This is a genomic window from Amycolatopsis sp. GA6-003 (genome assembly GCF_046267895.1).
Classification (GTDB): Bacteria; Actinomycetota; Actinomycetes; order Mycobacteriales; family Pseudonocardiaceae; genus Amycolatopsis.
Genome location: NZ_CP176499.1, coordinates 3,222,217 through 3,248,563, shown reverse-complemented (window position 1 = coordinate 3,248,563; position 26,347 = coordinate 3,222,217). Strand labels below are relative to the sequence as shown.

Below are 26,347 nucleotides of genomic sequence, written 5' to 3'. Positions count from 1 at the left end.
CCGAGTAGAGCAGCGGCGGCTGAACCGGAGGCGACGTCCGTGCGGACGACGGCTGAACGGGACGATCTTCCTGCCCGAGCGTCCGGGCCGGGCTGCCCGGACGGGTCAGCCGCGCGCGCTGGGCCGGTTCAGGTAGGCGGAGAAGGACGACAGCAGAGCCGCGACGCCGACGATCGCGGTGACCCACCACGGGCCGCCGGTCACCAGGTTGAACACGAACGCGGCAGCCATCAGGACGGCGGCGACGATGTTCCTGATCTGCAGCCCGGAGGGTTTCGCCATGCCTCCACCCTCTCATGGCGGCCTTCCGCCGCCCTTGCTTGCCGTCGGCTAGGTTGCTAGCATCCTAGAATGACCGGTGAAGAGGTCAAGCAATTCAACGTCTACCTGCCGGTAGAGCTGATCAAGCAGGTGAAGTACCGGGCGATCGAGACCGAGCAGTCGCTGTCCGCGCTGGTCGCCGCGGCCTTGCGGGCTTATCTCGGCTCCCCGCCGGAACAACGAGAGGACGGCTGACATGAGCGACGGCATCACCACGCTCTTCCTGGAAACGCACAACTGGGGCAAGACCGCGAAGTTCCTGCAGCGCGTCGGTTTCAGCCTCGATTTCGAGACCGACCACAACTCGGGCCAGCTGTCGAACGGCGACGGCCCGCCGGTGTTCGTCGCCGAGGTCCCGGAAAGCCAGGAGCCGCGGACGAGCCTCGTGGTGGCGGTGCCGGACGAATCGGTCGACGCGGAACTCGACGTCGTCACCCCGTTCGAGGACACCCACTACGGCACGCGCGAGATGACCGTGCGGGATCCGGACGGCCGCACCTGGGTTCTGCGGGCCCCGAAGTGAGCGAGCCCGACCACACCGCGGTGCGCGTGGCGTTGTGGCGCGCGCTGCACGTGCTCGCCGATCCGCCGCCGCACGTGCTGGTCGACGAGATCGGCCTCCGGCTGGCCGATCCCGGTCCGGACTGGCGGTCCCGGCCGGACATGGACCTCGCCTTCACCCGCGGGTTCCGCGCGGGAATCGCGGTGCGCAGCCGGTTTGTCGAGGATCTGGTGCGCGAACGCGGGGTCTCGCAGTACGTCTTGCTCGGCGCCGGGCTGGACACGTTCGCGCAGCGCGAGCCGGAACTGGGCGTCCGGGTGTTCGAGATCGACCAGCCGGGCACGCAGGAGTGGAAGCGCGCGCGGCTGGCCGAACTCGGGCTGCCCGCGCCGCACCGCTTCGTGCCGGTCGACTTCGAATCCGGCGAACAGTGGCCGGAACGCTTGGCCGCCAACGGTTTCGAGGTCTCGAAGCCTGCCGTGGTGGCGTCCACCGGAGTCAGCATGTACTTGACGCGTGAGGCCAACGCCGCGACGTTGCGCGCGCTCGCCGGGTTCGCGCCGGGCACCGTGGTGGCGATGACGTTCCAGATGCCGGAGGAGTACCTGGACGAACCCGACCGCGCGGCCCGGGCGGCGGCGATGAAGGGCGCGAAGGCGGCCGGGACGCCGTTCGTGAGCTTCTTCGCTCCGGACGAGATGCTGGATTTCGCGCGGGAGTGCGGGTTTGAGGACGTCCAGCATGTCAGTGCGGCCGAGCTGAGCCAGCGGTATCTGTCGGGCCGTCCGGACGGGCTGACGACGTCGGGGGAGGAGTTCCTGGTGGCGACCGTCAGCTGAAGCCGGTCTCGCGGTATTCGACCGGAAACCCTTCCGCGGTGGGGAAAGCGTGGAGCTGGGTACCCGGCAACCGTAGCCGCCCTGGTCAGGGTGCGGTTTGCCGCCGGGAACTGATCACCCCGGTGTTGAACCCGGCGAGATGCAGCCCGCCCGCGAAGCGCGCGTGTTCGATCTTCACGCAGCGGTTCATCACCACGTCCAGCCCAGCCTCGCGGGCGCGGTCGGCCACCGGTTCGTGCCACAAACCGAGCTGGAGCCACAACGTCCGCGCCCCCGCGTCGATGACCTCCTCGGCCACGCCGGGGAGGTCATCGTGCTTGCGGAACACGCTCACGAGATCCAGCTCGCCCGGCACGTCCGCCAGCGACGGATACACCGGCCGCCCCAGCAAGGTGTCCAGTCGCGGGTTCACGAAGTTGACTTCATACCGCGTCGAAGACAGCAGATACGTCGCCACGAAGTAACTCGGCCGCGCCGGATTCGCCGACGCGCCCACGACCGTCACCGATTTCGTGCGCCCGAGAAGACGCCGCCGCTCGACCGCTCCGACGTCGTAGCTCACGCGTTCACCGCCTTGCCGAGGGCCTGGTCGAGGTCCCACAGCAGGTCCTCGACGTCTTCCAGCCCGACCGACAGCCGGATCAGGTCCGCGCCCACGCCCGCCGCGGCGAGCTGGTCCTCGGACAACTGCGCGTGCGTCGTCGAGGCGGGATGGATCACCAGCGTCCGCGCGTCGCCGACGTTCGCCAAGTGCGACAGCAGTTCCACCGACTCCACGAACTTCTCGCCCGCCGCGCGCCCGCCCTTCACCCCGAACGAAAACACCGCGCCCGGCCCCTGCGGCAGGTACCGCGCAGCCCGCTCGTGGTCCGGATGATCCGGCAACCCGGCGTAGGACACCCACGCGACCCGCGGGTCCGCGTTCAGGTACTCCGCGATCGCCCGCGCGTTGACGACGTGCGCGTCCATCCGCTGCGGCAGCGTTTCCACGCCCTGCAGCAGCAAAAACGCCGAATGCGGCGACAGCACCGCGCCGATGTCGCGCAACTGCTCCGCGCGCAGCCGAGTGCAGAACGCGTACTCGCCGAAGTTCTCCCAGTACTTGAGCCCGCCGTAACTGTCGACGGTCTCGGTCATCCGGGGGAAGTTTCCGTTGCCCCAGTTGAAAGTCCCGGCCTCGACGACGACCCCGCCGAGCGTCGTGCCGTGCCCGCCGAGGAACTTCGTGGCCGAGTGCAGGACGATGTCCGCGCCGTGCTCGATCGGACGGCAGAGGTACGGCGTGGCGAGCGTCGCGTCGACCACGAGCGGGATGCCGTGCGAATGCGCGAGATCGGCCAGCCCGGCGAGGTCCGCGATGGCACCGCTCGGATTGCCGATCACCTCGGTGTAGATCAGCTTCGTGCGGTCGGTCACCGCTTTGGCGTACTCCTCGGTGTCGCCGTGCACGAACGTGGTCTCGACGCCGAACCGCGCGAGCGTCCCGGTGAGCTGGGTGACCGTGCCGCCGTACAACCCGGCCGCCGACACGATGTGGTCGCCGGCCTCCGCGAGCGCGGAGAAGGTGAGGAACTCGGCCGCCTGCCCGCTGGCCGTCGCGACCCCGCCGATAGCGCCCTCGAGACTGGCGATGCGCTCCTCGAACGCCGCGACGGTCGGGTTGCCGATCCGGCTGTAGACGTTCCCGTACTTCTGCAGCGCGAACAGATTGGCCGCGTCGGCCGCGTCCTCGAACACGAAGCTGGTGGTCTGGTAAATCGGCACCGCACGGGCCCCGGTCGTGGGATCGGGAGTGCCGCCGGCGTGCAGGGCGCGGGTGCGGAAGCCCCAGGTACGTTCGCTCATCGAGCGCCACGCTAACCCAGCGCCGGGGGTGGCGGCCATTCCTCCCGGAGAGTGATCGGACGGGCTCTCCAGACCACGGCCAGCGCCGGATCCCCGCCCGGATCCGGTTCGATCCGCTCGACCGCGAAACCTTCCCGTTCGTAGAACGCCGCGGCTCGCACGTTGGCGGCGAAGTGCTCGATGCGCAGCTGGTCGACGCTGTCCGGCAGTTGGCTGGCGAGGGCGTCGAGCAGCCGCGGGCCCAGGCCGTGGCCGCGGTGCGCCGGGTCCAGGTAGAGCTTGTAGACGACGTGGTCCGGCCCGAGCTGCCCGACGCCCACGACGCGTCCGCCGATTTCGGCGACGACGACCCGACCGTCGGCCACGGCGGCCGAGAGATGCGCTTCGTTCCACCACTGGCGGACCTGACGCTGAGCCGCCGCTTCGCCGATCAGCGGCGTGTAGTGCGGCGGGATGTGCGTTTCGCCGAACCGGCAGATCGCCTCGACGTCGTTCAGTTCGGCTTTTCGGATCCGGCTGTCCGTCATGTCACGGACCTTCCACCCGCCGCCAAGTGCTCACCGAAACCGCCAGCGTCACGTCCCGCCCCTCGGCCGCTTCGAGCCGCTCCCGACGCCCGTCACGGTCCAGATGGAATCCCGCGGGGCCCATCGCGACCACATCCCGCACCTGAGCCGCGCTGAACGTCTGCGTCCGGACCACCTCCACCCCGGACTCCCGCGCGAACAACCCGCCCAACGTCGCTTCGAGCCGTTCTTCCTTCCGCGAGTCCACCGCGAGCACCAAATCGCCCAGCTCCGCGAGGTGTCCCGGCAACGGCGACGCCACCACCAGTTTCCCGCCCGGTTCGAGCACCCGATGGAACTCCGCGGCGTTCCGCGGCGAGAACACGTCCAGCACCACCGAAGCCACCCCGTCGCGCACCGGCCACGGTTCCCACAGGTTCCACACCGCCGCGCCCAGCCGCGGATGTGCCCGGGCTGCCCGCCGCAACGCGATCGCCGACACGTCCAGTGCGAGTCCGACCGCGTCCGGCGCGGCGTCCAGGACTCGCGAGAGGTAGTAGCCCGGCCCAGCCCCGGCGTCGATGATCAATCCAGACGCGGCACCGGCCTCGGCGACCGCGTCGGCGAGCGGCTCGTACGCGCCCGAAGACAAGAACGCCGCCCGCGCGTCCACCATCGGCGCGGTGTCGGCCGTCCCCGCCGGGATGCGCGCGTGCAGCAGGTTGACGTAACCCTGCCGGGCCAGATCGAAGGCATGCCGCCGCTCGCAGCGCAGCGTCCGGCCGGTCAGCGAGACCGGCTCCGCGCACACCGAACAGCGCAGTGCATCAATCACCCGATCAGGCAAAGACATGACGGTATTCGACCACGAGGTTGCCTGACCGGACATTTCGCCCCGGGTCCGCGGAAACGTCCCCGTAACAACCACCGCACCGGAGTTCACGCGCGGGAAACGTGAACCGAAGCCTGGCGAAACACCCGCGGCCAACACTTCCTCTGCAGTTGCCCACGGCACGGGAGGACGATTGTGCTGAACGCCGGAGACACCGCCTGGGTGCTGATCAGCGCCGCGCTGGTCATGCTCATGACCCCGGGCCTCGCGTTCTTCTACGGCGGCATGGTCCGCGCGAAGAGCGTTTTGAACATGTTGATGATGAACTTCATCGCGCTCGCGATAGTCGGGGTGCTGTGGGTGCTCTTCGGGTTCTCGCTGTCCTTCGGCGACGACGCTTTCGGCGGCCTGGTCGGGAACTTCGACTACGCCGGCCTGTCGGACGCGTTCGGCAAGCTCGTCGGACTCGCCAGCGCGGGCCCGCCGCCCGTTCCGTGGCCCGGTCCGGACGCGCTGCCGCTGCTCGCGTTCTGCATGTTCCAGCTGATGTTCGCGATCATCACCCCGGCGCTCATTTCCGGGGCCATCGCGGATCGCGCGAAGTTCTGGGGCTGGACGCTTTTCGTGGCGATCTGGGTGATTGTCGTGTATTTCCCGGTCGCGCACTGGGTGTTCTCGTTCGACGGTTTCACCGGCAAGGATTCGGTGGGCGGCTGGATCGCCAACCAGCTCAAGGCGCTCGACTTCGCGGGCGGCACGGCGGTGCACATCAACGCCGGCGCCGCGGGTCTCGCCCTCGCGCTGGTGCTCGGCAAGCGCAAGGGCTGGCCGAAGGACACCGGCCGGCCGCACAACGTCCCGTTCGTCCTGCTCGGCGCGTCGCTGCTGTGGTTCGGCTGGTACGGCTTCAACGCCGGCTCCGCGCTGGGCGCGAACGACCTCGCGGGCGTCGCGTTCACCAACACCACCGTCGCGACCGCGGCCGCGGTGCTCGGCTGGCTGCTGGTGGAACAGCTGAAGTTCGGCAAGCCGACCACGCTCGGCGCGGCCTCGGGTGCGGTCGCCGGGCTGGTCGCCATCACGCCCGCCTGCGGTTTCGTGAGCCCGCTCGGCTCGATCGCGATCGGTGTCATCGCCGGGGTGCTGTGCGCGCTGGCCATCTCTCTCAAGTTCCGCCTCGGCTTCGACGACTCCCTCGACGTCGTCGGCGTGCACCTCGTCGGCGGTCTCGTCGGCACCGTGCTGATCGGCTTCTTCGCCACCAAGAGCGTGAACTCGGCCGGCGCGGACGGCCTGTTCTACGGCGGCGGCTTCAAGCAGCTGGGCATCCAGGTGGTCGCTGCGCTTGCGGTACTGGGCTACTCGTTCATCATGACGTTGATCATCGGCTTCGCGATCAAGAAGGCGGGCGGGTTCCGCGTCAGCACCGAGCACGAGGTCAGCGGCATCGACGAGGGCCAGCACGCGGAGAGCGCCTACGACTTCACCGGCATGGGCGGGCTCGGCCACTCGACGACGTTCCCGGTCAAGCCCGTCACGAAACTCGAGGAGACCAAGGCATGAAGCTCATCACCGCGATCGTCAAGCCGTTCACGCTCGACGACGTCCGCTCCTCGCTGGAGCAGCTGGGCGTGCTCGGGATGACGGTGAGCGAGGTACAGGGCTACGGCAGGCAGAAGGGCCACACCGAGGTCTACCGGGGGGCCGAGTACTCGGTGGATTTCGTGGCCAAGCTGAAGATCGAGGTCGTGGTGGACGACGCCGTCGTCGAGAAGGTCCTCGACGCGGTGACGACCGCCGCGCACACCGGCAAGATCGGCGACGGGAAGGTCTGGGTGACGCCGGTGGAGACGGTCATCCGGGTCCGCACCGGCGAACGCGGCACGGACGCGCTGTAGCCGATGACCGACGGGGGAGAACTCGCCCGAGCCACTGCGCTGCTGCTCGAAGGACGGCACGGAGCGCCCGCACTGCGGACGTCCCTGGTCGATCTTTACGAGTTCTGGCTGGGGAAAGGAGCCGCGGCGGCCGGCGTCGACACTGCGGACCCAAGTGTCGCGCTGGTCGCCGTAGGGGGGTTGGGGCGGCGGGAGCTGGTGCCGTACTCCGATCTCGATTTGGTGTTGCTGCACAACGGAAACAGTCAGATCGGGAAGATCGCCGACGCGCTGTGGTACCCGCTGTGGGACGCGCGGGTCGGCCTCGACCACTCGGTCCGCACCCCCGGCGAGGCGCTGAAGGTCGCCGCGGAGGACCTGCGCACCGCGCTCGGTCTCCTCGACGCCCGGCACCTCGCGGGCGACCCGGGCCTCACCGAACGCCTCGCGTCCGCCGCCCGGGACCAGTGGCGGCGCACGGCCCGCAAACGCCTTCCGGAGCTGGCCGAATCCGTCCACACGCGGTGGCGGCGCAGCGGCGAGATCGCCCAATCCGCCGAACCGGACCTCAAACACGGCCGCGGCGGCCTGCGCGACTTCGGCGTGCTGGAAGCGCTCGCGGCCGGACAGCTCACCGCGCGGCCGGGCGAAGAACTGTTGGCAGCCAAGCAACTCCTGCTCGATGTCCGCACCGAACTGCGCCGCGAATCGCGTCGAGAGCGAGACATCCTCGGTGCCGCCGACGCCGACGTCGTAGCGCACGAACTGGAACTGGGCGACCGATTCGCCTTGGCACGCAAGCTTTCCGGGGCGGGCCGAACCATCGCGTACGCCGTCGACGTCGCCCTTCGGTCCACTGTGGAACAACCACGCCCACGCTTCGGCCGTCGCCCGGTCCGCCGCCCGCTGGCGGAGGGCGTCGTACTTCACGGCGACGAGGTCGCACTGGCCCGAGACGCGCTCCCCGCCCGAGACCCGGCACTGTTGCTCCGCGCCGCAGCCGCCTCCGCGCGTACCCGAAAGCCCATCTCACCAGGTACTTTGCGCACCCTCGCGGAGTCCGCACCCGAACTGCGCGAACCGTGGCCGGACGACGCCCGCAACGCCCTCGTCGAGATGTTGGGCGCGGGGGAGGGCCTGGTCGACGCGGTCGAAGCACTCGACCGCACCGGCCTGTGGGCGCGCCTGTTCCCGGAATGGGGTGCCGTACGCGACCTGCCGCCACGGTCGCCAGTGCACCAGTGGACGGTCGACCGACACCTCGTCCAAGCGTGCGTCGAAGCAGCGAAACTGACCACCACGGTGTCGAGGCCAGACCTGCTGTTGATCGGCGCACTGCTGCACGACATCGGCAAGGGCCGCGAAGCCGACCACTCCGAGTTGGGCGCGAAGATCTCCGCCTCGGTAGCGCAACGCCTGGGCCTGCCGCCCGCGGACGTCGCGACAGTGTCCGCGATGGTCCGCCACCACCTGCTGCTGCCGCACACCGCGACCAGACGCGACATCGGCGACCCCGCGACCATCTCGCGCGTGGTGAAAACCCTGGACCGCGACGTCGTCCTGCTGGAACTCCTGCACGCCCTCACCCGGGCCGATTCGCTGGCGACCGGCCCCGGCGTCTGGACCGACTGGAAGGACCGCCTGCTGGCCGAACTGGTCAGCGGCTGCGAGGAAGCAGTGCACGGCAAGGGTTTCACCCCGCCCGAGCCGCTGGACGACGACCAGCGCGAACTCCTCGCCGAGGCCGCCCGGACCGGCGTGGGCCAAATCCGGATCTCCGCACACGGCAAGGTCGTCACGGTCCTGCTGGCCGTGCCCGCGGATCGGGAACTGCTGGCCCCCGCGGCCGGAGTGCTGGCACTGAACTCGCTGGAGGTCCACTCCGCAGTCCTGCGCGAACACTGCGGCCGAGCAGGCGTGTTCACCGCCTCCCCGAAGTTCGGTTCGCTACCTGATCCCGCGCTGTTGCGGGAACAATTCGCCCGCGCGGTAGCCGGAACAATGCCGCTCACCCAACGCCTGGCCGCGAAGGAACGCGACTACGCCACCTCGTCGCCAGTAGAGGTCAAGCCGATGGTGCGGTGGTTCGACGACGAAACGAGCGGCCCGGACGCCGTCGTGCTCGAACTGCGCGCCGCCGACCAGATCGGCCTGTTGTTCCGCGTGGCGAGCGCCCTGCGCCGTGCCGAGGCCGACGTCCACTGGGCGAAAGCCGCGACCCTCGGAGGCGCCGTGGTCGACTCGTTCGCCCTCTCGCCGCGCTCCGGCCAGGTCACTCCGTCGTGGCGAGCGAGCATCACCGACGCCGTGCTGGCCGCGGTCTCCTGAAGGCCCTCACGGACAGCTGGTCAGCGCACGCAGACCCGGCCGGATTGCGCCATCCGGGCTCACCCGTCCGGGGTGTCGGAAGCGACAACACCGGTTCCGGTGGCAGGATGGCAGGTCCGACCAGGGGGCGAGGTGAACGCGGTGCGAGGTCACGAGAACCTGCCCGAGCTTTCGCTGCCGCCGACAGTCGTGGCCGGGCACCTGAGAACCTGCGCCGAAGAACTCTCCGCCCTCCTCCGCGGCGACGGCTCCGCGGCCACCCTCGGCGAACTCTCCGAGGTCGTCACCCAACTGGTCGCCGGGCAACACGCCCTCTCCCACGCCCTGGCGGGCCTCGCCGGCCGGATGGACGTCCGCAACCCGGCGCTGGCCACCGTCTCGCCGTCGGAAGTAGAAGTCCTCACCGAAGTCCTCCAAGCCGCGGCCTGCGCGGTCAGCTGCTCCGCCGAGGAACTCTCCGACGCCGAACCGCTCTTCGAGTTCACGAGCGACTCCGCGGGCCCCGACACCCGCGTTTGAGTAGTTCTACTCAGCCCCGATTGAGGGACTTCACGCTGCCGCGCGCCCGCACCCGGACGGCAGACTTCTCGCCAACGCCGGGTGGTCGAGGGGGAACCGCTCCGCGTGCCCGCGGCGGAAGGCCTCCTGGGGAGGTGAGCTCTTCCGCCACGGTTCCGGGGACGGCCGTGGGGAGCGGCCGCCCCGGAACTCCCGGGCCTCAGGAATCCGCGATCCGCGTCAGCAGCCCGGCCGCGAGCCGGAGCAGTTCCCGTTCGGTGGGGCTGAGCGTCCGTTCGACGGCCGCGGCCAGCCAGTTCTCCCGCGCGATCGAGTAGGCGCGCAGCTCCCGCAGCCCGGCCGGGGTGATCTCGATCAGCGACCGCCGCCCGTCCGCCGGGTCCGGGGTGCGGGTGATCCATTCGCGTTCGGCCAGCGAGGCCAGGATCCGCGTCAGCGACTGCGGATGGATCCGCTCGGCCTCGGCCAGCTCGCCCGGCGTGTGCGTGCCGCCCCGGTACAGCCGCGACAGCACCGCCAGCACGGCCGGTCCCGGGGCGGGGGAGCCCGCCTCGGAGCGCATCCGCCAGTTCAGCCGCCCGACGCCCTCGCGCACCGCCCGCGCCAGCGTCGCCAGCTCGTCGGCGGATTCGGTCTGCATAAGGCCACATTAGGCGGTTTCTCCCCGCACCAGCGCGGCATACCTGCCGTCCGCCGCGAGCAGCTCCGCGTGCGTCCCCCGCTCGACGATCCGCCCGGCGTCCAGCACCGCGATCTGGTCCGCATGCTCCACAGTGGACAGCCGATGCGCGACGGCGATCGTCGTGCGGCCCGCGGCGAGCCGGTCCAGTTCCGCCTGCACGGCCCGCTCCGTGCGGTTGTCGAGCGAACTCGTCGCCTCGTCCAGGATCAGCACCGGCGGATTGCGCAGCAGGATCCGCGCGATCGCCATCCGCTGCTTCTCCCCGCCGGAAAACCGGTAGCCGCGTTCCCCGACCACCGTGTCGTAGCCCTCCGGCAGCGCCGCCAGCGTGTCGTGGATGTGCGCGGCTTTCGCGGCGTTCTCCAGCTCCTCGTCGGTGGCGTCCGGCTTCGCGAACCGCAGGTTGTCCCGGACCGACGCGTGGAACAGATACGTCTCCTGCGACACCAGCCCGACCCCGGCGGCCAGCGACGCGAGCGTGACGTCCCGGACGTCCGTCCCGTCCACGCACACCTTTCCCTCGGTCGCCTCGTACAGCCGCGCGACCAGGTAAGCGAGCGTCGTCTTCCCGGAACCCGTCGACCCGACCAGTGCCGTCGTGGTCCCGGCAGGCACGTCGAGATCAATGTCGCGCAACGTCCATGGCCCCTCGTCGTCGTAGCGGAACGACACCCCGCGCATCGAAACCGCCCCGCCGCGGAGAACCAGCTCACGCGCGCCCGGCCGGTCGTCGATCTCCACCGGCAGATCGAGCACCTCGAAGATCCGCCCGAACAACGCCTTCGCCGACGCGACGTTCTGCCCCACTGTCTGCATCGCCGTCGCCGGAGCGAGCAGCCGGTTCAGCATGCTGGTGAACGCGACGACAGTGCCCAGCGAAATCGGAGCCGCACCGCCAGCGAGTTCGAGCCCGGCCGCCCAGTAGACCAGGGCAGGAACGATCGTCAGGCTCATCGTCCTCGCCGCTCGCTGCCACCGGCCGGCCAGCGCGGCACTGCGTTCCAGCGCCGCGACCTCGCGCGACTCCTCGGCGAACCGGTCGCGCATCAGCTTCGCGTTGCCCATCGTCTTGGCCAGCAGCACGCCGGTGACCGACAGCGATTCCTCGACGATCGTGGTCAGCCGCGCCATCCGCCGCGTCCGGCCGCGGGCGAGCTTCCGCTGCTTGCCGCCGAGGCGCAGCGTGAACAGCAGGAACAACGGCACGACGACCAGCGACAACAGCCCCAGCTGCCAGTCCATGGCCAGGATGGCCGCCGCGATCGCCAGCGCCGTGGTGCCGTTCTGCACGATCGCCGCGGCGGTCCCGGTCACGACGTTGTCCACGCCGCCGATGTCGTTGAACACCCGCGACAGCACCTCGCCGGTCTTGGTCCGGGTGTAGAAGCCCAGCGACATCCGCTGCAGATGGCTGTACACCGCCACCCGCAGCTCGTTCATCACGCGCTGGCCGATGGTGGTGGACAGCCCGGTGGTCCGCACGCTCAGCGCGCCGGACCCGAGCGCGGCGGCGATCATCCCGGCGGCCAGCAGGCTCACCAGCAGCGCGTCGCGGTGCGGCAGCGCGTCGTCCAGCATCTCCCGCAGCAGGAACGGCGGGGTCACGCCCAGACCCGCCTGCAGGACCAGCAGCGCGCACAGCCCGGCCAGCGCGCTCCGGTGCGGCCGGAACAGGGCCGCGATGCGCCGGAACGGGACCGGTTCGTCCTCGTCTCCTGCCGGTTCGGCGAGCGTCGGACGCCGGGCAGTAGCTGATGTCATACGCCTATGTTTACTGAATTGCCGAGCCTGGTCGAGCAGTTTTCGCATGGTTGACCCGTTGTCGCTCGGCCAGTTAGTACGCGCTTGCGTAGCACCCTTCCCGTACCCGTGAAGGCCAGGCAGCCGGGGCGGCTACCCTCGGAAGATGCCGGGGGTGCCGAGCACCGCCCGGCACGCGAACTTTCGACCCAGCTGGAGCGTGCACCCCCGTGTTCGACACCCTCTCCGATCGGCTCACCTCGGCCCTGCAGTCGCTCTCGCGCAAGGGCCGGCTGTCCGACGCCGACATCGACGCCACCGCGCGCGAGATCCGCATCGCGCTGCTGGAAGCGGACGTCGCGCTCCCGGTGGTCAAGGCGTTCATCGCGAAGATCAAGGACCGGGCGAAGGGCGCCGAGGTCTCCCAGGCGCTGAACCCGGCGCAGCAGGTCGTCAAGATCGTCAACGAGGAGCTCGTCGGCATCCTCGGCGGCGAGACGCGGCGGCTGCACCTGGCGAAGAACCCGCCGTCGGTGATCATGCTCGCCGGCCTCCAGGGCGCCGGTAAGACGACGCTCGCCGGGAAGCTGGCGATGTGGCTGAAGAAGCAGGGCCACGCGCCGATGCTGGTGGCCTGCGACCTTCAGCGGCCGAACGCGGTCACCCAGCTGCAGGTGGTCGGCGAGCGCGCGGGCGTCGTCACGTTCGCGCCGGAGCCGGGCAACGGCGTCGGCGACCCGGTCGACGTCGCCCGCCGCGCGATCGAAGAGGCCAAGCGCGCGCAGCACGACATCGTGGTGGTCGACACCGCCGGTCGCCTGGGTGTCGACGAAGAGCTGATGAAGCAGGCCGCGGACATCCGTGAAGCCGTGCAGCCGGACGAGGTCCTGTTCGTGGTCGACGCCATGATCGGTCAGGACGCGGTCACCACGGCCGAGGCGTTCCGCGACGGCGTCGGCTTCACCGGCGTGGTGCTCACGAAGCTCGACGGCGACGCCCGCGGTGGCGCCGCGCTGTCCGTGCGCGAGGTCACCGGCCAGCCGATCCTCTTCGCGTCCAACGGCGAGAAGCTCGAAGACTTCGACACGTTCCACCCGGACCGGATGGCCTCGCGCATCCTGGGCATGGGCGACGTCCTGACCCTGATCGAGCAGGCCGAACAGCACTTCGACCAGGAGCAGGCCGAACAGGCCGCGCAGAAGCTCACCAGCGGCCAGCTCACGCTGGAGGACTTCCTCGAGCAGATGCTCGCGGTGCGCAAGATGGGCCCGATCGGCAACCTGCTCGGCATGCTGCCCGGCGCGGGCCAGATGAAAGACCAGCTCGCCGCGGTCGACGACAAGCAGCTCGACCGGCTCCAGGCGATCATCCGCGGCATGACGCCCGCCGAGCGCGCCGACCCGAAGATCATCAACGGCTCGCGCCGGCTGCGCATCGCGAACGGCTCCGGCGTGACCGTCCGCGAGGTCAACGACCTGGTCAACCGCTTCTTCGAGGCGCGCAAGATGATGGCGCAGATGGCCGGCCGGTTCGGCTTCGGCGGAGGCGGCGGGAGCAAGAACCGCAAGGGCAAGAAGGGGAAGAAGGGCAAGAAGGGCCCGACGCAGCCGAAGATGCGCGGCGGGCTTCCCGGCGGCATGCCGATGCTGCCCCCCGGCGGCGGGATGCCCGGCGGGATGCCGGACCTGTCCCAGCTCGGCGGCATGAACGACGTGCCCGGCTTCGACCCGTCCAAGTTCAAGCTGCCGAAGGACCCGAAGAACAATTGAGCCCGCTGCACCTGTCCGGCACCGTCCTGCCCGACGGCGAACCGCGTGACCTCTGGATCCACGACGGAAAGCTGTCCTTCGAGCCGGTTCCCGGCGCGGACACGCTGTCCACTGGCGGATTCGTGGTCCCCGGGCTCGTCGACGCGCACTGCCACCCGGGCCTCGGCCCGAGCGGCGGGCTGTCGGTGGAGGAGGCGGCGGACCAGGCCGCGACCGACCGCGACGCGGGCACGCTGCTGATCCGCGACTGCGGCCTGCCGCTCGACGTCCGGCCGCTGCAATCGCGCGCCGACCTGCCCACGATCATCCGCTGCGGACGCCATCTGGCCCTGCCGAAGCGGTATCTCCCCGGGTTCGCGATCGAACTGGACGACCCGGCTTTGCTGCCCGAAGCGGTCGCCGAACAGGCCCGCGACGGCGACGGCTGGGTCAAGCTCGTGGGCGACTGGATCGACCGCGGCCAAGGCGACCTCGCCCCGCTGTGGCCGGACGACGTGCTCGCCGAAGCCATCCAGGTCGCCCACGACCTCGGCGCACGCGTCACCGCACACGTCTTCGGCGAAGCGGCGTTGCCAGGCTTGATCGGCGCGGGAATCGACTGTCTCGAACACGGCACCGCGCTGTCGTCAGACCAACTCGCCGAACTCGCGCGCCGCGACGTCGCGTTGGTGCCCACGCTCATCAACATCGAGAACTTCCCGGGCATCGCGGACAAGGCAGGCAAGTACCCGACGTACGCGGCCCACATGCGCGCACTGCACGCCGGTGTGGCTGACATGGTGTCCTCGGCCGTCGAAGCGGGCGTACGCGTCTTCGCGGGCACGGACGCGGGCGGCATGGTCGCGCACGGCCGTATCGCCGACGAGGTCGAAGCGCTCCACCGGGCGGGAATGTCGCGTACGCAGGCTCTCGCGAGCGCGTCCTGGGAAGCCCGCGAATGGCTGGGCCACCCCGGCATCGAACACGGCGCACCGGCCGACCTGATCGTGTACGCCGACGACCCGCGCGCCGATCTCGCCGCTCTGCACCACCCGACCCACATCGTCTTGGGCGGCACCGTCTTCCACTGAGCACCCGCGCGCACGGACTCCTCAGCGGAAGAGGCGGAAGAATCCGCGCACCTGGTCGACCAGTGATTCCGGTTGTTCCAGTGCGGCGAAGTGGCCGCCTCGGGGCAGTTCCTCGAACCAGCGCAGGTCGGTGAACCGCAGTTCGGCCTCGCGTCGCGATGGGCGGGTGATGTCGCGTGGGTAGATCGACAGCCCGGACGGCGCGGTGACCTGGTCCCGGAAGTGGGCGAAGCTTTCCCAGTACAGGCGTGCCGAGGATGTGGCCGACGCGGTGAACCAGTAGACCGAGATCTCGTCGAGAATCGTCTGCCGGGACAGCGCGTCCTCGGGGTGTCCGTCGTTGTCCGTCCAGGCCCAGAACTTCTCGGCGATCCAGGCGGCTTGCCCCGCCGGGGAATCGGTGAGGGCGTAGCCGAGCGTCTGCGGCCGGGTCGACTGGATCGCCGAGTAGCCCCGGCCGGTGCGTTGCATCTCCTTTTCGGCTTGGAGGTTCGCCAGTTCCGCGGGCGTCGGGTCGGCGAACGTGCCCGCGGCCACGGATCCCAGGTTCAGGTGGACGGCGGCGACGCGTTCGGGCGCCACTTCGCCGAGCGCGCCGGACACTGCCGAGCCCCAGTCGCCGCCCTGTGCTCCGTATCGGTGGTAGCCCAGCGAGGCCATCAGCGTGTCCCAGGCGCGTGCGATGCGGGTGACGCCCCATCCGGTCGTGGACGGTTTGTCGCTCCAGCCGTAGCCGGGCAGCGACGGCGCGACGACGTGGAACGCGTCTACCGGGTCGCCGCCGTGCGCGCGGGGGTCGGTCAGCGGGCCGAGGATTTCGAGGAATTCGAGCACCGAGCCCGGCCACCCGTGTGTGAGCACGAGCGGGAACGCGTCCGGTTCCGGCGAGCGGACGTGCAGGAAGTGGATGCCCAGTCCGTCGATCGTGTCGCGGTACTGCGGGTAGGCGTTCAGCCGCTTGGCGAATCCGAAGTCGTAGTCCTCGGCCCAGCTGCGGCACAGCTCCCGCGCATACGCCAGCGGCAATCCTTGGGACCAGTCGTCCACCGGCTCGGGCTCGGGCCACCTCGTCCGGCGCAATCGGTCCCGCAGGTCCGCGATCTCGGCGTCAGTGACGCTCGCCTCGAACGGCTCGGCGGCCATGGCAAGACTCCTTTACGGGTTCGTCTCTCCGAGTATTGTGTGACACGTGAGAGCGGCTATGAGTGTCACAGTAAAGACCGGTGAGGAGACACGTCAAATGCTTGATGCGTGTTACACCGCCTCGGCGGTCCAGACGGCCGTCGACCTGGCCAACACCCTGCGGCCGGTCAAGGGCGAGGACGCGCTCGAGACCGTGGAACAGCTCCGGGACTTCCTCGCCGACCACCCCGCGGGCAATCCTCAGAGGACCGGCCTGCGCCAGCTCACTCGCGCTGACCTGGCAGAAGTCCGCGCGGTGCGCGAGACAGTGCGTGAGGTGCTGGAGCGAGCGAGCGCGGACCCTGGCGAAGCTGCGGCTCTGCTCAACGACGGTCTGCGACACAGCCGTGCCACCCCGGTACTGCGCCACGAGGACGACCGCTGGCGGACCGAGGTGACCTCCGACACCGACCGCTGCGCGGCGCACCTTGCCGCGACCACGCTCAGCGCGCTGGCCTCCGTGATCGCCACGCTCGGCCCCACCCGTCTCGGCGTCTGCGCCGGACCGACCTGCCGCGCCACTTTCGTGGATCTCTCGCGCAACGGCTCGAAGCAGTACTGCACCCGCACCTGCGCGCACCGGGCCAGCGTCGCGGCCTACCGGAGCAGGCGCAGCGCACGTTGAAGCACCCGCCGTGCGCCGGGAGAAACGAGGCGACCCCGCCTCGATGCGCCACAGCGCAGGCACATAGCGTGAACCCGTGGCCGAAGACGGTGGGGGAAAGCGAATTCTGGGCGCGCACTGGGCGTTCGCCGCGTTCTTTTTCGGAGTAGCCGGCTACTACCTCGTCACCCTCCTCACCGCGGCCGCGTTCAACCGGCACGTCGGCGAGGACGACCCGGTCGAGGCGTACGCGGGACCGTTGCTGCTGCTGGCGTTCCTGCCGAACCTGGTCCTCGGCCTCGGCCCGGCGATCTCCTCGCTGCGGTACGGCTCCGGCCTCGAACGCGACTTCGGCCTCCGCGCCCGGGGCCGCGACGTCCGCGTCGGCCTCGCCTGCGGTCTGCTCGCGCTCGTCGTCGGCTTCGTGCTGAACGCCGCCGAGATCGCGGTCTTCGGCGGCGACGAGGTGTCCGACAGCCCGCTCACCGACCTGCCCGACGTGTCCGGCGGCAGCCCGGTCTGGCTCGTCGCGACCGCGCTGGTGCTGGTGGTCGCCGTCCCGCTCACCGAGGAACTGCTTCTGCGCGGCGCGCTGTGGAACGCCCTGCTGCACTACAAGATCCCGCCGTGGGTCGTGCTGGTGCTCACCTCCCTGGTGTTCGCGCTGCTGCACGGCGAGACCACGCGCACGATCGCGCTGTTCGGCCAGGGTCTGGTCCTCGGGCTGGCGCGGCATTATTCGGGCCGGACCTCGGCGAGCGTGCTCGCGCACGCGGCCAACAACCTGCCGCCAGCCGTGCTTCTCTTCACCGGACATTGAGGGAAACCGGTGACCGGTCGAGTACTGTGCGAAACCATTTCGGCCGCTAGGCTCGACCGGTGAGCAGAGCGAGCACGGGGAGGCGGGCGTGACCACATCACAGCCCCGTGAACCACTTTCTCGCGCGCTCACCCCGGAGGACTTCGTGGCCGAACCGACCGCGTTTCCGGCGCACCGCTGGGGATTCGGGGCGTTCCTGCTGGTCGAAGCCGTATTGCTGGCGTCGGCCGCGTTCATCGGCGCGTTGTCCGGTCCGACCGCCCCTGGCCGGCCGCTGCCGATCAGCACGGTGCTGCTCGGCACGATGCTGCCCACCATGATCGCCGCCGGAGCCGCGGTGCTGATCACCGTCGTGCGCGGCAACGGCCCGAAACTCGACCTGCGGCTCGAATGGCGCTGGGCGGACGTCTGGACCGGGCTCAAATTCGGCATGCTCGGCCTCGTGCTCACCTCGCTGAGCGCCTACGTGTGGACCCAGCTGGTCGGCACGGCGGACGCGACCTCGGCGATCAGCGCGCTGGTCGACGACCGCAAGATGTCCGTGCCCGCCGCCGCGGTGATGTTCGGCTACCTGTGGCTGCTCGGGCCGATCTGCGAGGAGATCATCTACCGCGGCCTGCTCTGGGGCGCGGTCGAACGGCTGCAGTGGCGCAGCGAGCGCTTCGGCCGGGTCGCCGCCTTCCTGCTGTCCACCGCGGTGTTCGCGGCCAGCCACCTGGAACCGCTGCGCACCACGCTGCTGCTGGTGATCTCCATCCCGATCGGGCTGGCCCGGCTGTCCACCGGGAGGCTCGCGGGCAGCATCGTCGCGCACGCGGTCAACAACTTCCTCCCGGCGGTCGCGATCCTGCTCGGCGCGCTCGGCGTCGCGTCCTTCTGACGCTGGTCACGCCCGCCTAACCGGGGCCTTGTGCGTGCGCCGCGCCGGGCATCTGGCAGAATGTTTGCTTGCCCGCTTCCGCCGGACCCTCTCGCCGTGTGGAAGCTCCTGACCTCCGGGCGTCGCAAGCCTGTCCCCACGGGCTCCGCGCGCGTCCTGCACCACACAGCACTGAGGAGTACCCACACCCGTGGCCGTCAAGATCAAGCTGCAGCGCCTCGGCAAGATCCGTGCGCCGTACTACCGCATCATCATCGCCGACGCGCGCACCCGCCGGGACGGCAAGGCCATCGAGACGATCGGCAAGTACCACCCGAAGGAAGAGCCGAGCTTCATCGAGGTCGACACCGAGCGGGCGCAGTACTGGCTGGGCGTCGGCGCGCAGCCGACCGAGCCGGTCCAGCGCATCCTCGAGATCACCGGCGACTGGCAGAAGTTCAAGGGCCTGCCGGGAGCCGAGGGCACCCTGAAGGTCGCCGAGCCGAAGCCGTCCAAGCAGGACCTGTTCAACGCGGCGCTGGCCGCGGCGGGCGAGGAGCCCTCCACCGAGGCCGTCACGCCGAAGAAGAAGTCGGCCCCGAAGAAGGCCGACAAGGCCGAGGCCGGCGAAGCGGCCGAGGGCGAGAAGTCCGAGTGAGCTTCCTCGCCGACTCCCTCGAGCACCTGGTGCGCGGGATCGTCGACAACCCGGACGAGGTCCGGGTCGAGCTGCTGACCACGCGTCGTGGCCGCACGCTCGAGGTGCACGTCCACCCCGACGATCTCGGCAAGGTGATCGGCCGGGGCGGGCGCACCGCGACCGCTCTGCGCACCGTGATGGGCGGCATCGGCGGCCGCGGCGTCCGCGTGGACGTCGTCGACACCGATCGCTGACCCGAGATTCTCGGAAACGGTCAGGTATGGACGTCGTAGTCGGCCGTATCGCGAAGGCGCACGGCATCCGCGGCGAGCTCGCGGTCGACGTGCGCACGGATTCGCCGCGGGAGCGGTTCGCGATCGGTGCGGTCGTCACGACGAAGCTGCGCGACGGCAGCACGAGAGAACTCACCATCGCAGCCGCCCGCGAACACAGCGGGCGGCTGCTGGTGCGTTTCGAGGAAGTGCTCACGCGCGACGTCGCGGAAACCCTGCGCGGCGCCCTGCTGCTGGCGGACACCGACGCGCTGCCCCCCACCGGCGACCCGGACGAGTTCTACGACCACGAACTGGCCGGTCTCCGCGCCGAACTGACGGACGGGACGGTCGTCGGCAAGGTCGTCGAAGTGGTCCATTCGCCGGCCGGGGAATTGCTCGAACTCGATCACGACGGACGCTCGGTGTTGGTACCTTTCGTCCGCGCCATCGTCCCGGTGGTGGACGTCGCGGGGGGCCGGGTCGTGCTCGATCCGCCCGAAGGCCTCCTCGACGCTGACTGAGGGGGAGTTCGTGAAGTTCTGGATCAAGGCCGCCTTCGCGGCAGTTCTGGCCACCGCTTTCGCCGCGCCGCCCGCGCAGGCCGCTTCGCCGGCGTACGGCGACTTTTCGCTGATGTTCCAGCGCAGCGCCGGCCAGTACGCGCCGCCGGGGGAGAAGGCGTTCCAGTGGGCCTGGTCGCCGCAGTCGGCCACCGAATCGCAGATCACCTGGGGCGACCCGGTCACGTGGCCGCCGGCGACCGCCGAGCACTTCGTCCGCTCGGGCGACTGGGTGCTGATCGACGGCTGGGACGGCAACGGCACGTACTACTCGGAGCGGGTCACCGAAGAGTTCGCGTGCACCGGTTCCACCTGCACGCCGATCCCGTCCGACGGCGGCCGCCAGCACTACGTGCGCTGGACCGTGCCGTCCGCCGACTACCGGCTCATCGCGCGCGGCACGATCACCGAGCAGAGCTCGGGCAAGGTCGTGCACTTCGAACATCTGCAGACCTGGGGCGCGCCCGCTCCGTGCTCCAGCGCCCGCTTCGGGGCGCGGACGTGCATCACGCAGACCGAGACCTGGTCGGACGACAACGGGCTGCCCGCCGGATCGCCGATCCGCAAGACGCTGCACCGCAGCATGAAGATCGCGAAGGGGCTCGGCATGGCCTTCGCGATCGACCAGGACTTCCCGAGCCCTTGGCACGCCCAGGCCACCGAGTACTGGAACTGGTAACCGCTTGCGCATCGACGTCGTCACCATTTTCCCCGAGTACCTGGACCCGCTGCGCGCCGCACTGCTGGGCCGGGCGATCGACCGCGGCCTGATCGAGGTCGGCGTGCACGACCTGCGCGACTGGACCCACGACGTGCACCGCGCGGTCGACGACGCGCCGTACGGCGGCGGCCCCGGCATGGTCATGAAGCCGCAGATCTGGGGCCCGGCACTGGACGACGTCTGCGGCGAAGGGACCCGGCTCGTGGTCCCGACCCCGGCGGGCAAACCGTTCACCCAGGAACTGGCGCACGCCTACGCCGAGGAAAAGCACCTGGTGTTCGCCTGCGGCCGCTACGAGGGCATCGACCAGCGGGTCGTCGACGACGCGGCCCGCCGGATGCCGGTCGACGAGGTCTCCATCGGCGACTACGTGCTGGTCGGGGGAGAGGCCGCGGTGCTGGTGATCGTCGAGGCGGTGGTCCGGCTGCTGCCCGGCGTGCTCGGCAACGCGCGCTCGGCCGCCGAGGACTCGTTCTCCGACGGCCTGCTCGAAGGCCCCAGCTACACCCGCCCGGAGGTGTGGCGCGACCTGGCGGTGCCGGACGTGCTGCGCTCGGGCAACCACGCGCTGATCGACCGCTGGCGGCGCGACCAGGCACTGGAACGCACCGCGCGGCGGCGGCCGGATCTGCTGGCCCGGCTGCCCGAGGGCAGCCTGGACAAGCGGGACCGCGAGGTGCTCGAAGGGCTGGACGACCACCCCGGATAGGCCCCGTGCGAGGTCCCCGGGCGCCTCTGCCATAATGGATTAGTTGGCGTGACGCGTGGTGCTTTACAAGCGCTCACAGCGGCTGTTAAGTCGCAATGCCAGCCGTGAATGCCATCAGCCCCGGGCTAGTCGCAGTGAGCTTCACTGCGCGCTCAAGCTGTACGTAAGCCACACGAATACGAGGACGGACCACCGATGAACACCCTGGACGCGCTGGACGCGCAGTCACTGCGTTCCGACATCCCGGACTTCCGCCCCGGCGACACGCTCAAGGTGCACGTCCGCGTCATCGAGGGCAACCGCGAGCGCAACCAGGTCTTCCAGGGCGTCGTGATCCGCCGTCAGGGCGGCGGCATCCGGGAGACCTTCACCGTGCGCAAGGTTTCGTTCGGCGTCGGCGTCGAGCGCACCTTCCCGGTGCACTCGCCGAACCTGTCGCAGGTCGAGGTCTTCAAGCGCGGCGACGTCCGCCGGGCGAAGCTGTACTACCTGCGCGAGCTGCGCGGCAAGAAGGCCAAGATCAAGGAGCGCCGCGAGAACCGCGAGACCACCTCCGCCTCCTGAGTGACGAGCCGGTTACCGGTAGCCTGGCGACGTGGTCGAACCTGTGTCGCGGAACGCCGATGAGGACGGCCCCGAACGCCCGGAGGAGGACCAGGAACGGTCCGGCGGGCGTCGGGGGTCGCACCGGCGGGGCAAGTCCTCGAAAAAGCGGTCGTTCTGGAAGGAACTGCCGATCCTGATCGTGATCGCACTGGTGCTCACGATCGTGATCCAGGCGTTCCTCGCCAAGGTCTACATGATCCCGTCGGGGTCCATGGAGTCCACGCTGCACGGCTGTCCCGGCTGCACCGGCGACCGGATCCTGGTCGACCGCGTCACCTACGACTTCACCGACCCCTCCCCGGGGGACGTGATCGTGTTCAAGGGCCCGCCCGCGTGGACCGAGAACGAGATCGCGCCGCAGGAGTCGAGCAACATCGTCGTGCGCGCGCTGCGCGGGCTCGGCTCGCTGGTCGGCTTCGCGCCGCCGGACGAGCGGGACTTCGTCAAGCGCGTCATCGCCACCGGCGGCCAGACCGTCCAGTGCTGCGACGACCGCAACCGGGTGATCGTCGACGGCAAGGCCCTCGACGAGCCCTACATCCACTGGGAAGACCCGAATCACCGCGTGCAGGAGTCGTTCGCGCCGGTGAAGGTCCCGCAGGGCGCGGTCTGGGTGATGGGCGACAACCGCAACAACTCCGCCGACTCGCGCTACCAGGGCGGCGGCGGACCCAACGGCGCGGTGCCGGTGGACGACGTCATCGGCAAGGCCCGCGTCATCGTGCTGCCGCCGAGCCGCTGGGGCGGGATTTCGGACCACAATCCGCAGCAGAACGCCCAGCCGGTCGCGCTCGGCGCGCCCGCGTGGCAGCAAGGGCTGCCGCTCGGCATCGGCTTCGCCACCGCGGTGCCGACGCTTTTCGTCGGACGCCGGTTGAAGGCAGGCCTCCGCAAGGCGGCCGGCCGGAGACGGTAAGCGGTGCGTTCCGTCGTCCGCGACTCCCGGGTGGTGTTTCGGTGACTCTCCCTCCTCCCCGTACTCCGGCAGAACCGCTGCGCCCGCCGCGGGCAGTGGTGCGCGGCGAGCTGTTCTGGGGTCTGCAAGGCGCACTCGAACGCCGCGGTCTCGGCCCGGTCGCCGGGGTAGACGAGGCCGGTGCGGGAGCCTGCGCGGGCCCGCTCGTGGTGGCTTCCTGCGTGCTCCGTCCCGGCGACGCCGCGCGATTGCCCGAGCTGACCGATTCGAAAATGCTCACCGCGAAGGCCCGGGACCGGGTTTACGACCGCGTCCTGCACCGCGCCCTCGACTACTCGGTGATCGTCATCCCCTCCGAGCAGGTGGACCTGCTGGGCATCCGGGTGATGAACCTGGAGGGCATGCGCCGCGCCGTCGCCGGCCTGCGCACCCATCCCGGATACGTCCTCACCGACGGCTTCCCCGTTCCCGGCATCCCCGCGCCGAATGTCGCGGTGATCAAGGGAGACCGCAGTGTCGCGAGCATCGCGGCGGCGTCGGTGCTGGCGAAGGTGACGAGGGACCGGATCATGGCCGGCCTGCACGAAGAGTTGCCGGTGTACGGCTTCGACGTGCACAAGGGCTACAGCACCTCGGACCATCTGGCTGCGCTGAGTGAGCACGGTCCGAGCCCGGTGCACCGCTGGTCCTACACGAATGTCGCCACCGTCGCGCTCGCGCACGGACTCACTGCCCCGCATCCGGTCGTGCTCACCTACGCTGCACTGGAGAATGCCCTGGAAAAAGCGGGCGGGCCGGTCCGTGCCCCGGGCCGCTCGGTGGGTAAGAATGAACGCTCCGCCGCCGGAGCAGGACGAATGCGAGGAGGGGCGCGGATTTCATGAGCGCAGAGGATCTCGAGAAGTACGAGACCGAGATGGAGCTCTCGCTGTACCGCGAGTACCGCGACATAGTGGGCCAGTTCTCGTACGTGGTGGAGACCGAGCGGCGGTTCTACCTGGCCAACGCGGTGGACGTCCAGGTCCGCGACGGCGGGGGCGAGGTGTATTTCGAGGTGCGCATGTCGGACGCCTGGGTCTGGGACATGTACCGCCCCGCCCGGTTCGTGAAACACGTCCGGGTGATCACCTTCAAGGACGTCAACGTCGAAGAGCTGGACAAACCCGACCTGCGGCTCCCCGAGGACGGCCCGTTCTCGGGCTGATCCCCGCTTCGGCCACGAGGCCACCCGGCACTTGCCGGGTGGCCTTCGTCGTTCTCCGCCCCCTGCACACCGCACCGACAATCCGGCTGACTTTCTCCCTCTCCGGCCAGTGCTGATCCACAACCCCCGGGTTATCCACAGCTGCGCTGAATTGCCCTGGCGCGGGGTTCGATCACGCTGCGATGGTGACAGCACACGCACCGTGATCGGCGGTGCTCACGCTTGTCCGAGGGGGACACCATGAACGACGGCCCGCACCCCGGCGCGCACTGGCGCCGGACGTTCGGCCGCTGGGGCGAGGACCTGGCCGCCCGGCATCTGCAGGCCGCCGGCATGGTCCTGCTCAGCCGCAACTGGCATTGCCGCGAGGGCGAACTGGACCTGGTCCTGTCCGAGGGCGACCGGGTGATCTTCTGCGAGGTCAAGACCCGCTCCAGCACCGCCTACGGCACTCCGGCGGAGTCGGTCACTCCGGACAAGATCGACCGCGTCCACCGAGCCGCCATGCGCTGGCTGAAGGAACACCGGGTCGGCTGGTGCCGCGTCCGCTACGACGTCGTGACCGTCTACGCGCCGGCCGGCGAAGAGCCCGTCGTCCGGCATCTGGTCGGAGCTTTCTGATGCCCCACGCCAAAACCTGGTCCGTCGCGTTGCTCGGCATCGAAGGCCGCGTAGTGGAAATCGAAGCCGACCTGGGCGGCGGCCTGAGCCGGGTCACCCTGGTCGGCCTCCCCGACGCTGGCCTCCGCGAAGCGAAGGACCGAGTCCGCTCGGCAGTCCGCAACTCCGGCCAACCCTGGCCGGACGGCAAAATCACGCTGGCCCTGTCGCCCGCCAACCTCCCCAAAATGGGCTCCGGCTACGACCTGGGCATCGCCGCCGCGGTCCTGGCCGCCATCGGCGCTGTCCCAGCCCGCAAACTCCTGCACACGATCCTGCTGGGAGAACTGGCTCTGGACGGCCGAATCCGCCCCGTGCGCGGGGTCCTCCCCGGCCTGCTCGCCGCCAAAGCCGCGGGCCACGAACGCGCCGTGGTCCCCACCGAATCGCTGGTGGAAGCCGCCCTGGTGGACGGCTTGGAAGTCTCCGGAGCAGCCCGCCTGGCCGAACTCATCGCCTGGCTCAAAGACGAAGGCGAACTGGAACCGCCCGCCGCCCCTGCCGCGGCCGCCCCCGCGGCAGTCCCCGATCTGGCCGACGTAGTAGGCCAGCCAGAAGCGAGATGGGCCCTGGAAGTCGCCGCGGCGGGCGGCCACCACCTCCTGCTGACCGGCCCGCCCGGAGTCGGCAAAAGCATGCTCGCCAGACGCCTCCCCGGCCTGCTGCCTGATCTGTCTCCGGAGGAGTCCCTGGAAGTAACCGCCATCCACTCCGTAGACGGCTCCCTGTCGAAGTCGTCGCCCCTGGTGGCAGTCCCGCCGTTCGTCGCCCCGCACCACTCGATCAGCCCGCCGGCCCTCATCGGCGGCGGCACCGGCCTAGCCGCCCCCGGTGCCATCAGCCGAGCCCACCGAGGGGTCTTGTTCCTGGACGAGGCCTGCGAATTCGGCAACCAGCGCCTCGACTCGCTCCGCACCGTCCTGGAAGAAGGCGAAGTCCGCATCGCCCGCGCCAAAGGCGTCGTCCGCTATCCCGCCCAGTTCCAGTTAGTGCTCGCCACCAACCCGTGCCCCTGTGCTCCGCCCCGAGAAACCGACTGCACCTGCTCGGTCACCACCCGCCGCCGCTACCTGTCCCGCCTCTCCGGCCCCCTCCTGGACCGAGTAGACCTCCGCGTCCGCCTGCGCCCCCTGACCGCCATTTCCGCGCACCAATCCACCACCCCCGAACCGTCCTCAACGGTCCGAGCCCGAGTCCTGGCCGCCCGAGACCGCGCCAAACACCGCTGGCGAGAACACGGCTGGCAATCCAACACCGAAGTCCCCGGCCCGGTCCTGCGCCGAGATTTCGCGCTGCCGCCGCCCGCCACCGCAGTACTGGACCGAGCACTGGACCGCGGCCTGCTGACCGCCCGAGGAGCCGACCGATGCCTGCGCATCGCCTGGACCTTGGCCGACCTGGCCGCCCTGCCCCAACCTGACACCGACCATGTCACCGCGGCCCTGGACTTCCGAGAACGCAAAACCGGCTGACCTCGTCCCGGGAGCACCGAACTCCACACCAAGCCCGGCCCTCGGCCGAAACCCGGTGGCATCAGCTCGCTCGGCCCAGGCGACAGGGTCCGCCCTCCATGGACCGCTGTTCTGCCATCGAGCCTTGGCCGCGGGTGTCTCGTCGCTCGACCCTGCCCGACCGCTTCCGGCTCGGGTTTCGCGCGGCTTGGGCATTGCCGCGGCGGATCGCCCGGCCGCGGCAGGTGGTTCTGGTGCTCCGCTCAGCCGCGCCCAGCGAACCCGTCCGGCTGTTCGCCCCCACCGCGGC

Annotated in this window: 31 protein-coding genes; 23 read left to right on the top strand and 8 right to left on the bottom strand. The window is 70.1% G+C overall.

Annotated elements, in window-relative coordinates:
- Nucleotides 1–105 precede the first annotated feature (105 nt).
- A complete protein-coding gene (locus F9C12_RS14225) occupies nucleotides 106–282 on the bottom strand; it encodes a hypothetical protein (protein WP_162836019.1) in 177 nt (58 codons plus the stop codon).
- 69 nt (nucleotides 283–351) lie between these two features.
- Here F9C12_RS14225 and F9C12_RS14220 point away from each other — a divergent pair, with 69 nt between their 5' ends.
- From F9C12_RS14220 to F9C12_RS14210, 3 genes are read left to right on the top strand one after another with little or no spacing between them, the layout of a single operon-like run.
- A complete protein-coding gene (locus tag F9C12_RS14220; RefSeq protein ID WP_409182441.1) occupies nucleotides 352–516 on the top strand; it encodes a ribbon-helix-helix protein, CopG family in 165 nt (54 codons plus the stop codon).
- Nucleotide 517: 1 nt separating this feature from the next.
- Nucleotides 518–844 (top strand): VOC family protein, encoded by a 327-nt coding sequence (locus F9C12_RS14215; RefSeq protein WP_409182440.1) that lies wholly within the window; start codon nucleotides 518–520, stop codon nucleotides 842–844.
- Entirely contained in the window at nucleotides 841–1,662 is an 822-nt protein-coding gene (locus F9C12_RS14210; RefSeq protein WP_409466179.1) for a class I SAM-dependent methyltransferase, read from the top strand. The genes F9C12_RS14215 and F9C12_RS14210 overlap by 4 nt, the downstream gene beginning before the upstream one ends.
- Before the next feature lie 85 nt (nucleotides 1,663–1,747).
- Here the strand turns inward: F9C12_RS14210 and F9C12_RS14205 are convergent, their stop codons facing one another.
- The 4 genes from F9C12_RS14205 to F9C12_RS14190 are packed head-to-tail and all read right to left on the bottom strand — an operon-like array spanning nucleotide 1,748 to nucleotide 4,866.
- Complete coding sequence (locus F9C12_RS14205; RefSeq protein WP_409182438.1) at nucleotides 1,748–2,224, bottom strand: CoA-binding protein; 477 nt, start codon at nucleotides 2,222–2,224, stop codon at nucleotides 1,748–1,750.
- Nucleotides 2,221–3,507, bottom strand: coding sequence for an O-acetylhomoserine aminocarboxypropyltransferase/cysteine synthase family protein (locus F9C12_RS14200; RefSeq protein ID WP_409466178.1), 1,287 nt, complete (start codon nucleotides 3,505–3,507; stop codon nucleotides 2,221–2,223). Before F9C12_RS14200 ends, F9C12_RS14205 begins: the two co-directional genes overlap by 4 nt.
- 11 nt (nucleotides 3,508–3,518) lie before the next feature.
- Entirely contained in the window at nucleotides 3,519–4,034 is a 516-nt protein-coding gene (locus tag F9C12_RS14195; protein WP_409466177.1) for an N-acetyltransferase family protein, read from the bottom strand.
- Between the two features lies 1 nt (nucleotide 4,035).
- Nucleotides 4,036–4,866, bottom strand: coding sequence for a putative RNA methyltransferase (locus F9C12_RS14190; RefSeq protein ID WP_409466176.1), 831 nt, complete (start codon nucleotides 4,864–4,866; stop codon nucleotides 4,036–4,038).
- Nucleotides 4,867–5,040: 174 nt separating this feature from the next.
- On the opposite strand from F9C12_RS14190, the gene F9C12_RS14185 reads away from it, so the two are divergent.
- From F9C12_RS14185 to F9C12_RS14170, 4 genes are all read left to right on the top strand, one after another.
- The gene (locus F9C12_RS14185; protein WP_409182434.1) at nucleotides 5,041–6,408 is read left to right on the top strand and encodes an ammonium transporter; all 1,368 of its coding nucleotides are present in this window, start codon (nucleotides 5,041–5,043) and stop codon (nucleotides 6,406–6,408) included.
- Nucleotides 6,405–6,743 carry a P-II family nitrogen regulator gene (locus F9C12_RS14180; RefSeq protein WP_037358212.1) on the top strand — a complete coding sequence of 113 codons (339 nt, stop codon included), beginning with the start codon at nucleotides 6,405–6,407 and terminating at the stop codon, nucleotides 6,741–6,743. The genes F9C12_RS14185 and F9C12_RS14180 overlap by 4 nt, the downstream gene beginning before the upstream one ends.
- Before the next feature lie 3 nt (nucleotides 6,744–6,746).
- Entirely contained in the window at nucleotides 6,747–9,050 is a 2,304-nt protein-coding gene (locus F9C12_RS14175; protein ID WP_409466175.1) for a [protein-PII] uridylyltransferase, read from the top strand.
- A 141-nt stretch (nucleotides 9,051–9,191) separates the two neighbouring features.
- Entirely contained in the window at nucleotides 9,192–9,569 is a 378-nt protein-coding gene (locus tag F9C12_RS14170) for a hypothetical protein (RefSeq protein WP_409466174.1), read from the top strand.
- 199 nt (nucleotides 9,570–9,768) lie between these two features.
- Here the strand turns inward: F9C12_RS14170 and F9C12_RS14165 are convergent, their stop codons facing one another.
- On the bottom strand, nucleotides 9,769–10,209 hold the full coding sequence (locus tag F9C12_RS14165) for a MarR family winged helix-turn-helix transcriptional regulator (RefSeq protein WP_409466173.1): 441 nt from the start codon (nucleotides 10,207–10,209) through the stop codon (nucleotides 9,769–9,771).
- A 9-nt stretch (nucleotides 10,210–10,218) separates the two neighbouring features.
- The gene (locus tag F9C12_RS14160) at nucleotides 10,219–12,012 is read right to left on the bottom strand and encodes an ABC transporter ATP-binding protein (RefSeq protein ID WP_409466172.1); all 1,794 of its coding nucleotides are present in this window, start codon (nucleotides 12,010–12,012) and stop codon (nucleotides 10,219–10,221) included.
- A gap of 209 nt (nucleotides 12,013–12,221) precedes the next feature.
- On the opposite strand from F9C12_RS14160, the gene ffh reads away from it, so the two are divergent.
- Both ffh and F9C12_RS14150 read left to right on the top strand, forming a co-directional pair.
- Entirely contained in the window at nucleotides 12,222–13,760 is a 1,539-nt protein-coding gene (ffh, locus tag F9C12_RS14155) for a signal recognition particle protein (RefSeq protein WP_409182429.1), read from the top strand.
- On the top strand, nucleotides 13,757–14,830 hold the full coding sequence (locus tag F9C12_RS14150; protein WP_409466171.1) for an amidohydrolase family protein: 1,074 nt from the start codon (nucleotides 13,757–13,759) through the stop codon (nucleotides 14,828–14,830). The genes ffh and F9C12_RS14150 overlap by 4 nt, the downstream gene beginning before the upstream one ends.
- 21 nt (nucleotides 14,831–14,851) lie before the next feature.
- Here F9C12_RS14150 and F9C12_RS14145 read toward each other — a convergent pair whose 3' ends face one another.
- On the bottom strand, nucleotides 14,852–15,973 hold the full coding sequence (locus F9C12_RS14145) for an epoxide hydrolase family protein (protein WP_409466170.1): 1,122 nt from the start codon (nucleotides 15,971–15,973) through the stop codon (nucleotides 14,852–14,854).
- 97 nt (nucleotides 15,974–16,070) lie between these two features.
- Between F9C12_RS14145 and F9C12_RS14140 the strand changes: the two genes are divergently transcribed.
- The 14 genes from F9C12_RS14140 (at nucleotide 16,071) to F9C12_RS14075 (ending at nucleotide 26,058) form a co-directional block, all read left to right on the top strand.
- The gene (locus F9C12_RS14140) at nucleotides 16,071–16,637 is read left to right on the top strand and encodes a CGNR zinc finger domain-containing protein (protein WP_409466169.1); all 567 of its coding nucleotides are present in this window, start codon (nucleotides 16,071–16,073) and stop codon (nucleotides 16,635–16,637) included.
- Nucleotides 16,638–16,713: 76 nt separating this feature from the next.
- Nucleotides 16,714–17,436 (top strand): CPBP family intramembrane glutamic endopeptidase, encoded by a 723-nt coding sequence (locus tag F9C12_RS14135; protein ID WP_409466168.1) that lies wholly within the window; start codon nucleotides 16,714–16,716, stop codon nucleotides 17,434–17,436.
- Between the two features lie 88 nt (nucleotides 17,437–17,524).
- Complete coding sequence (locus tag F9C12_RS14130) at nucleotides 17,525–18,316, top strand: lysostaphin resistance A-like protein (RefSeq protein WP_409182424.1); 792 nt, start codon at nucleotides 17,525–17,527, stop codon at nucleotides 18,314–18,316.
- Nucleotides 18,317–18,506: 190 nt separating this feature from the next.
- Nucleotides 18,507–18,953, top strand: coding sequence for a 30S ribosomal protein S16 (gene rpsP, locus F9C12_RS14125; protein WP_409182423.1), 447 nt, complete (start codon nucleotides 18,507–18,509; stop codon nucleotides 18,951–18,953).
- Complete coding sequence (locus F9C12_RS14120) at nucleotides 18,950–19,189, top strand: RNA-binding protein (protein ID WP_003103110.1); 240 nt, start codon at nucleotides 18,950–18,952, stop codon at nucleotides 19,187–19,189. The genes rpsP and F9C12_RS14120 overlap by 4 nt, the downstream gene beginning before the upstream one ends.
- 26 nt (nucleotides 19,190–19,215) lie before the next feature.
- Nucleotides 19,216–19,731, top strand: coding sequence for a ribosome maturation factor RimM (gene rimM / locus F9C12_RS14115; RefSeq protein WP_409182422.1), 516 nt, complete (start codon nucleotides 19,216–19,218; stop codon nucleotides 19,729–19,731).
- Nucleotides 19,732–19,741: 10 nt separating this feature from the next.
- The gene (locus F9C12_RS14110; protein ID WP_409182421.1) at nucleotides 19,742–20,449 is read left to right on the top strand and encodes a hypothetical protein; all 708 of its coding nucleotides are present in this window, start codon (nucleotides 19,742–19,744) and stop codon (nucleotides 20,447–20,449) included.
- 4 nt (nucleotides 20,450–20,453) lie between these two features.
- Complete coding sequence (gene trmD / locus F9C12_RS14105; protein ID WP_409466167.1) at nucleotides 20,454–21,200, top strand: tRNA (guanosine(37)-N1)-methyltransferase TrmD; 747 nt, start codon at nucleotides 20,454–20,456, stop codon at nucleotides 21,198–21,200.
- A 195-nt stretch (nucleotides 21,201–21,395) separates the two neighbouring features.
- Nucleotides 21,396–21,764 carry a 50S ribosomal protein L19 gene (gene rplS / locus F9C12_RS14100; RefSeq protein WP_037366629.1) on the top strand — a complete coding sequence of 123 codons (369 nt, stop codon included), beginning with the start codon at nucleotides 21,396–21,398 and terminating at the stop codon, nucleotides 21,762–21,764.
- A 31-nt stretch (nucleotides 21,765–21,795) separates the two neighbouring features.
- Nucleotides 21,796–22,722 carry a signal peptidase I gene (gene lepB, locus F9C12_RS14095; protein ID WP_409182419.1) on the top strand — a complete coding sequence of 309 codons (927 nt, stop codon included), beginning with the start codon at nucleotides 21,796–21,798 and terminating at the stop codon, nucleotides 22,720–22,722.
- Nucleotides 22,723–22,817: 95 nt separating this feature from the next.
- Nucleotides 22,818–23,606, top strand: a complete 789-nt coding sequence (locus F9C12_RS14090; RefSeq protein ID WP_409467009.1) for a ribonuclease HII — start codon at nucleotides 22,818–22,820, stop codon at nucleotides 23,604–23,606.
- Entirely contained in the window at nucleotides 23,603–23,926 is a 324-nt protein-coding gene (locus F9C12_RS14085) for a DUF2469 domain-containing protein (RefSeq protein ID WP_003096226.1), read from the top strand. Before F9C12_RS14090 ends, F9C12_RS14085 begins: the two co-directional genes overlap by 4 nt.
- Nucleotides 23,927–24,166: 240 nt before the next feature.
- Nucleotides 24,167–24,547 carry a YraN family protein gene (locus tag F9C12_RS14080; protein WP_409182418.1) on the top strand — a complete coding sequence of 127 codons (381 nt, stop codon included), beginning with the start codon at nucleotides 24,167–24,169 and terminating at the stop codon, nucleotides 24,545–24,547.
- Nucleotides 24,547–26,058: a YifB family Mg chelatase-like AAA ATPase gene (locus F9C12_RS14075; RefSeq protein WP_409466166.1), complete on the top strand. Its 1,512-nt coding sequence runs from the start codon at nucleotides 24,547–24,549 to the stop codon at nucleotides 26,056–26,058. The genes F9C12_RS14080 and F9C12_RS14075 overlap by 1 nt, the downstream gene beginning before the upstream one ends.
- Nucleotides 26,059–26,347 lie beyond the last annotated feature (289 nt).

Excerpts from the sequence above, each read along its gene's own strand:
- F9C12_RS14215 (WP_409182440.1), top strand. The coding sequence starts at position 518 with ATGAGCGACGGCATCACCACGCTCTTCCTGGAAACGCACAACTGGGGC.
- F9C12_RS14160 (WP_409466172.1), bottom strand. The coding sequence starts at position 12,012 with ATGACATCAGCTACTGCCCGGCGTCCGACGCTCGCCGAACCGGCAGGA.
- F9C12_RS14080 (WP_409182418.1), top strand. The coding sequence starts at position 24,167 with ATGAACGACGGCCCGCACCCCGGCGCGCACTGGCGCCGGACGTTCGGC.
- F9C12_RS14085 (WP_003096226.1), top strand. The coding sequence starts at position 23,603 with ATGAGCGCAGAGGATCTCGAGAAGTACGAGACCGAGATGGAGCTCTCG.
- F9C12_RS14175 (WP_409466175.1), top strand. The coding sequence starts at position 6,747 with ATGACCGACGGGGGAGAACTCGCCCGAGCCACTGCGCTGCTGCTCGAA.
- F9C12_RS14140 (WP_409466169.1), top strand. The coding sequence starts at position 16,071 with ATGCTTGATGCGTGTTACACCGCCTCGGCGGTCCAGACGGCCGTCGAC.
- F9C12_RS14190 (WP_409466176.1), bottom strand. The coding sequence starts at position 4,866 with ATGTCTTTGCCTGATCGGGTGATTGATGCACTGCGCTGTTCGGTGTGC.
- F9C12_RS14220 (WP_409182441.1), top strand. The coding sequence starts at position 352 with ATGACCGGTGAAGAGGTCAAGCAATTCAACGTCTACCTGCCGGTAGAG.
- F9C12_RS14200 (WP_409466178.1), bottom strand. The coding sequence starts at position 3,507 with ATGAGCGAACGTACCTGGGGCTTCCGCACCCGCGCCCTGCACGCCGGC.
- F9C12_RS14180 (WP_037358212.1), top strand. The coding sequence starts at position 6,405 with ATGAAGCTCATCACCGCGATCGTCAAGCCGTTCACGCTCGACGACGTC.
- F9C12_RS14165 (WP_409466173.1), bottom strand. The coding sequence starts at position 10,209 with ATGCAGACCGAATCCGCCGACGAGCTGGCGACGCTGGCGCGGGCGGTG.
- rplS (WP_037366629.1), top strand. The coding sequence starts at position 21,396 with ATGAACACCCTGGACGCGCTGGACGCGCAGTCACTGCGTTCCGACATC.
- F9C12_RS14195 (WP_409466177.1), bottom strand. The coding sequence starts at position 4,034 with ATGACGGACAGCCGGATCCGAAAAGCCGAACTGAACGACGTCGAGGCG.
- F9C12_RS14225 (WP_162836019.1), bottom strand. The coding sequence starts at position 282 with ATGGCGAAACCCTCCGGGCTGCAGATCAGGAACATCGTCGCCGCCGTC.
- rimM (WP_409182422.1), top strand. The coding sequence starts at position 19,216 with ATGGACGTCGTAGTCGGCCGTATCGCGAAGGCGCACGGCATCCGCGGC.
- F9C12_RS14075 (WP_409466166.1), top strand. The coding sequence starts at position 24,547 with ATGCCCCACGCCAAAACCTGGTCCGTCGCGTTGCTCGGCATCGAAGGC.
- F9C12_RS14145 (WP_409466170.1), bottom strand. The coding sequence starts at position 15,973 with ATGGCCGCCGAGCCGTTCGAGGCGAGCGTCACTGACGCCGAGATCGCG.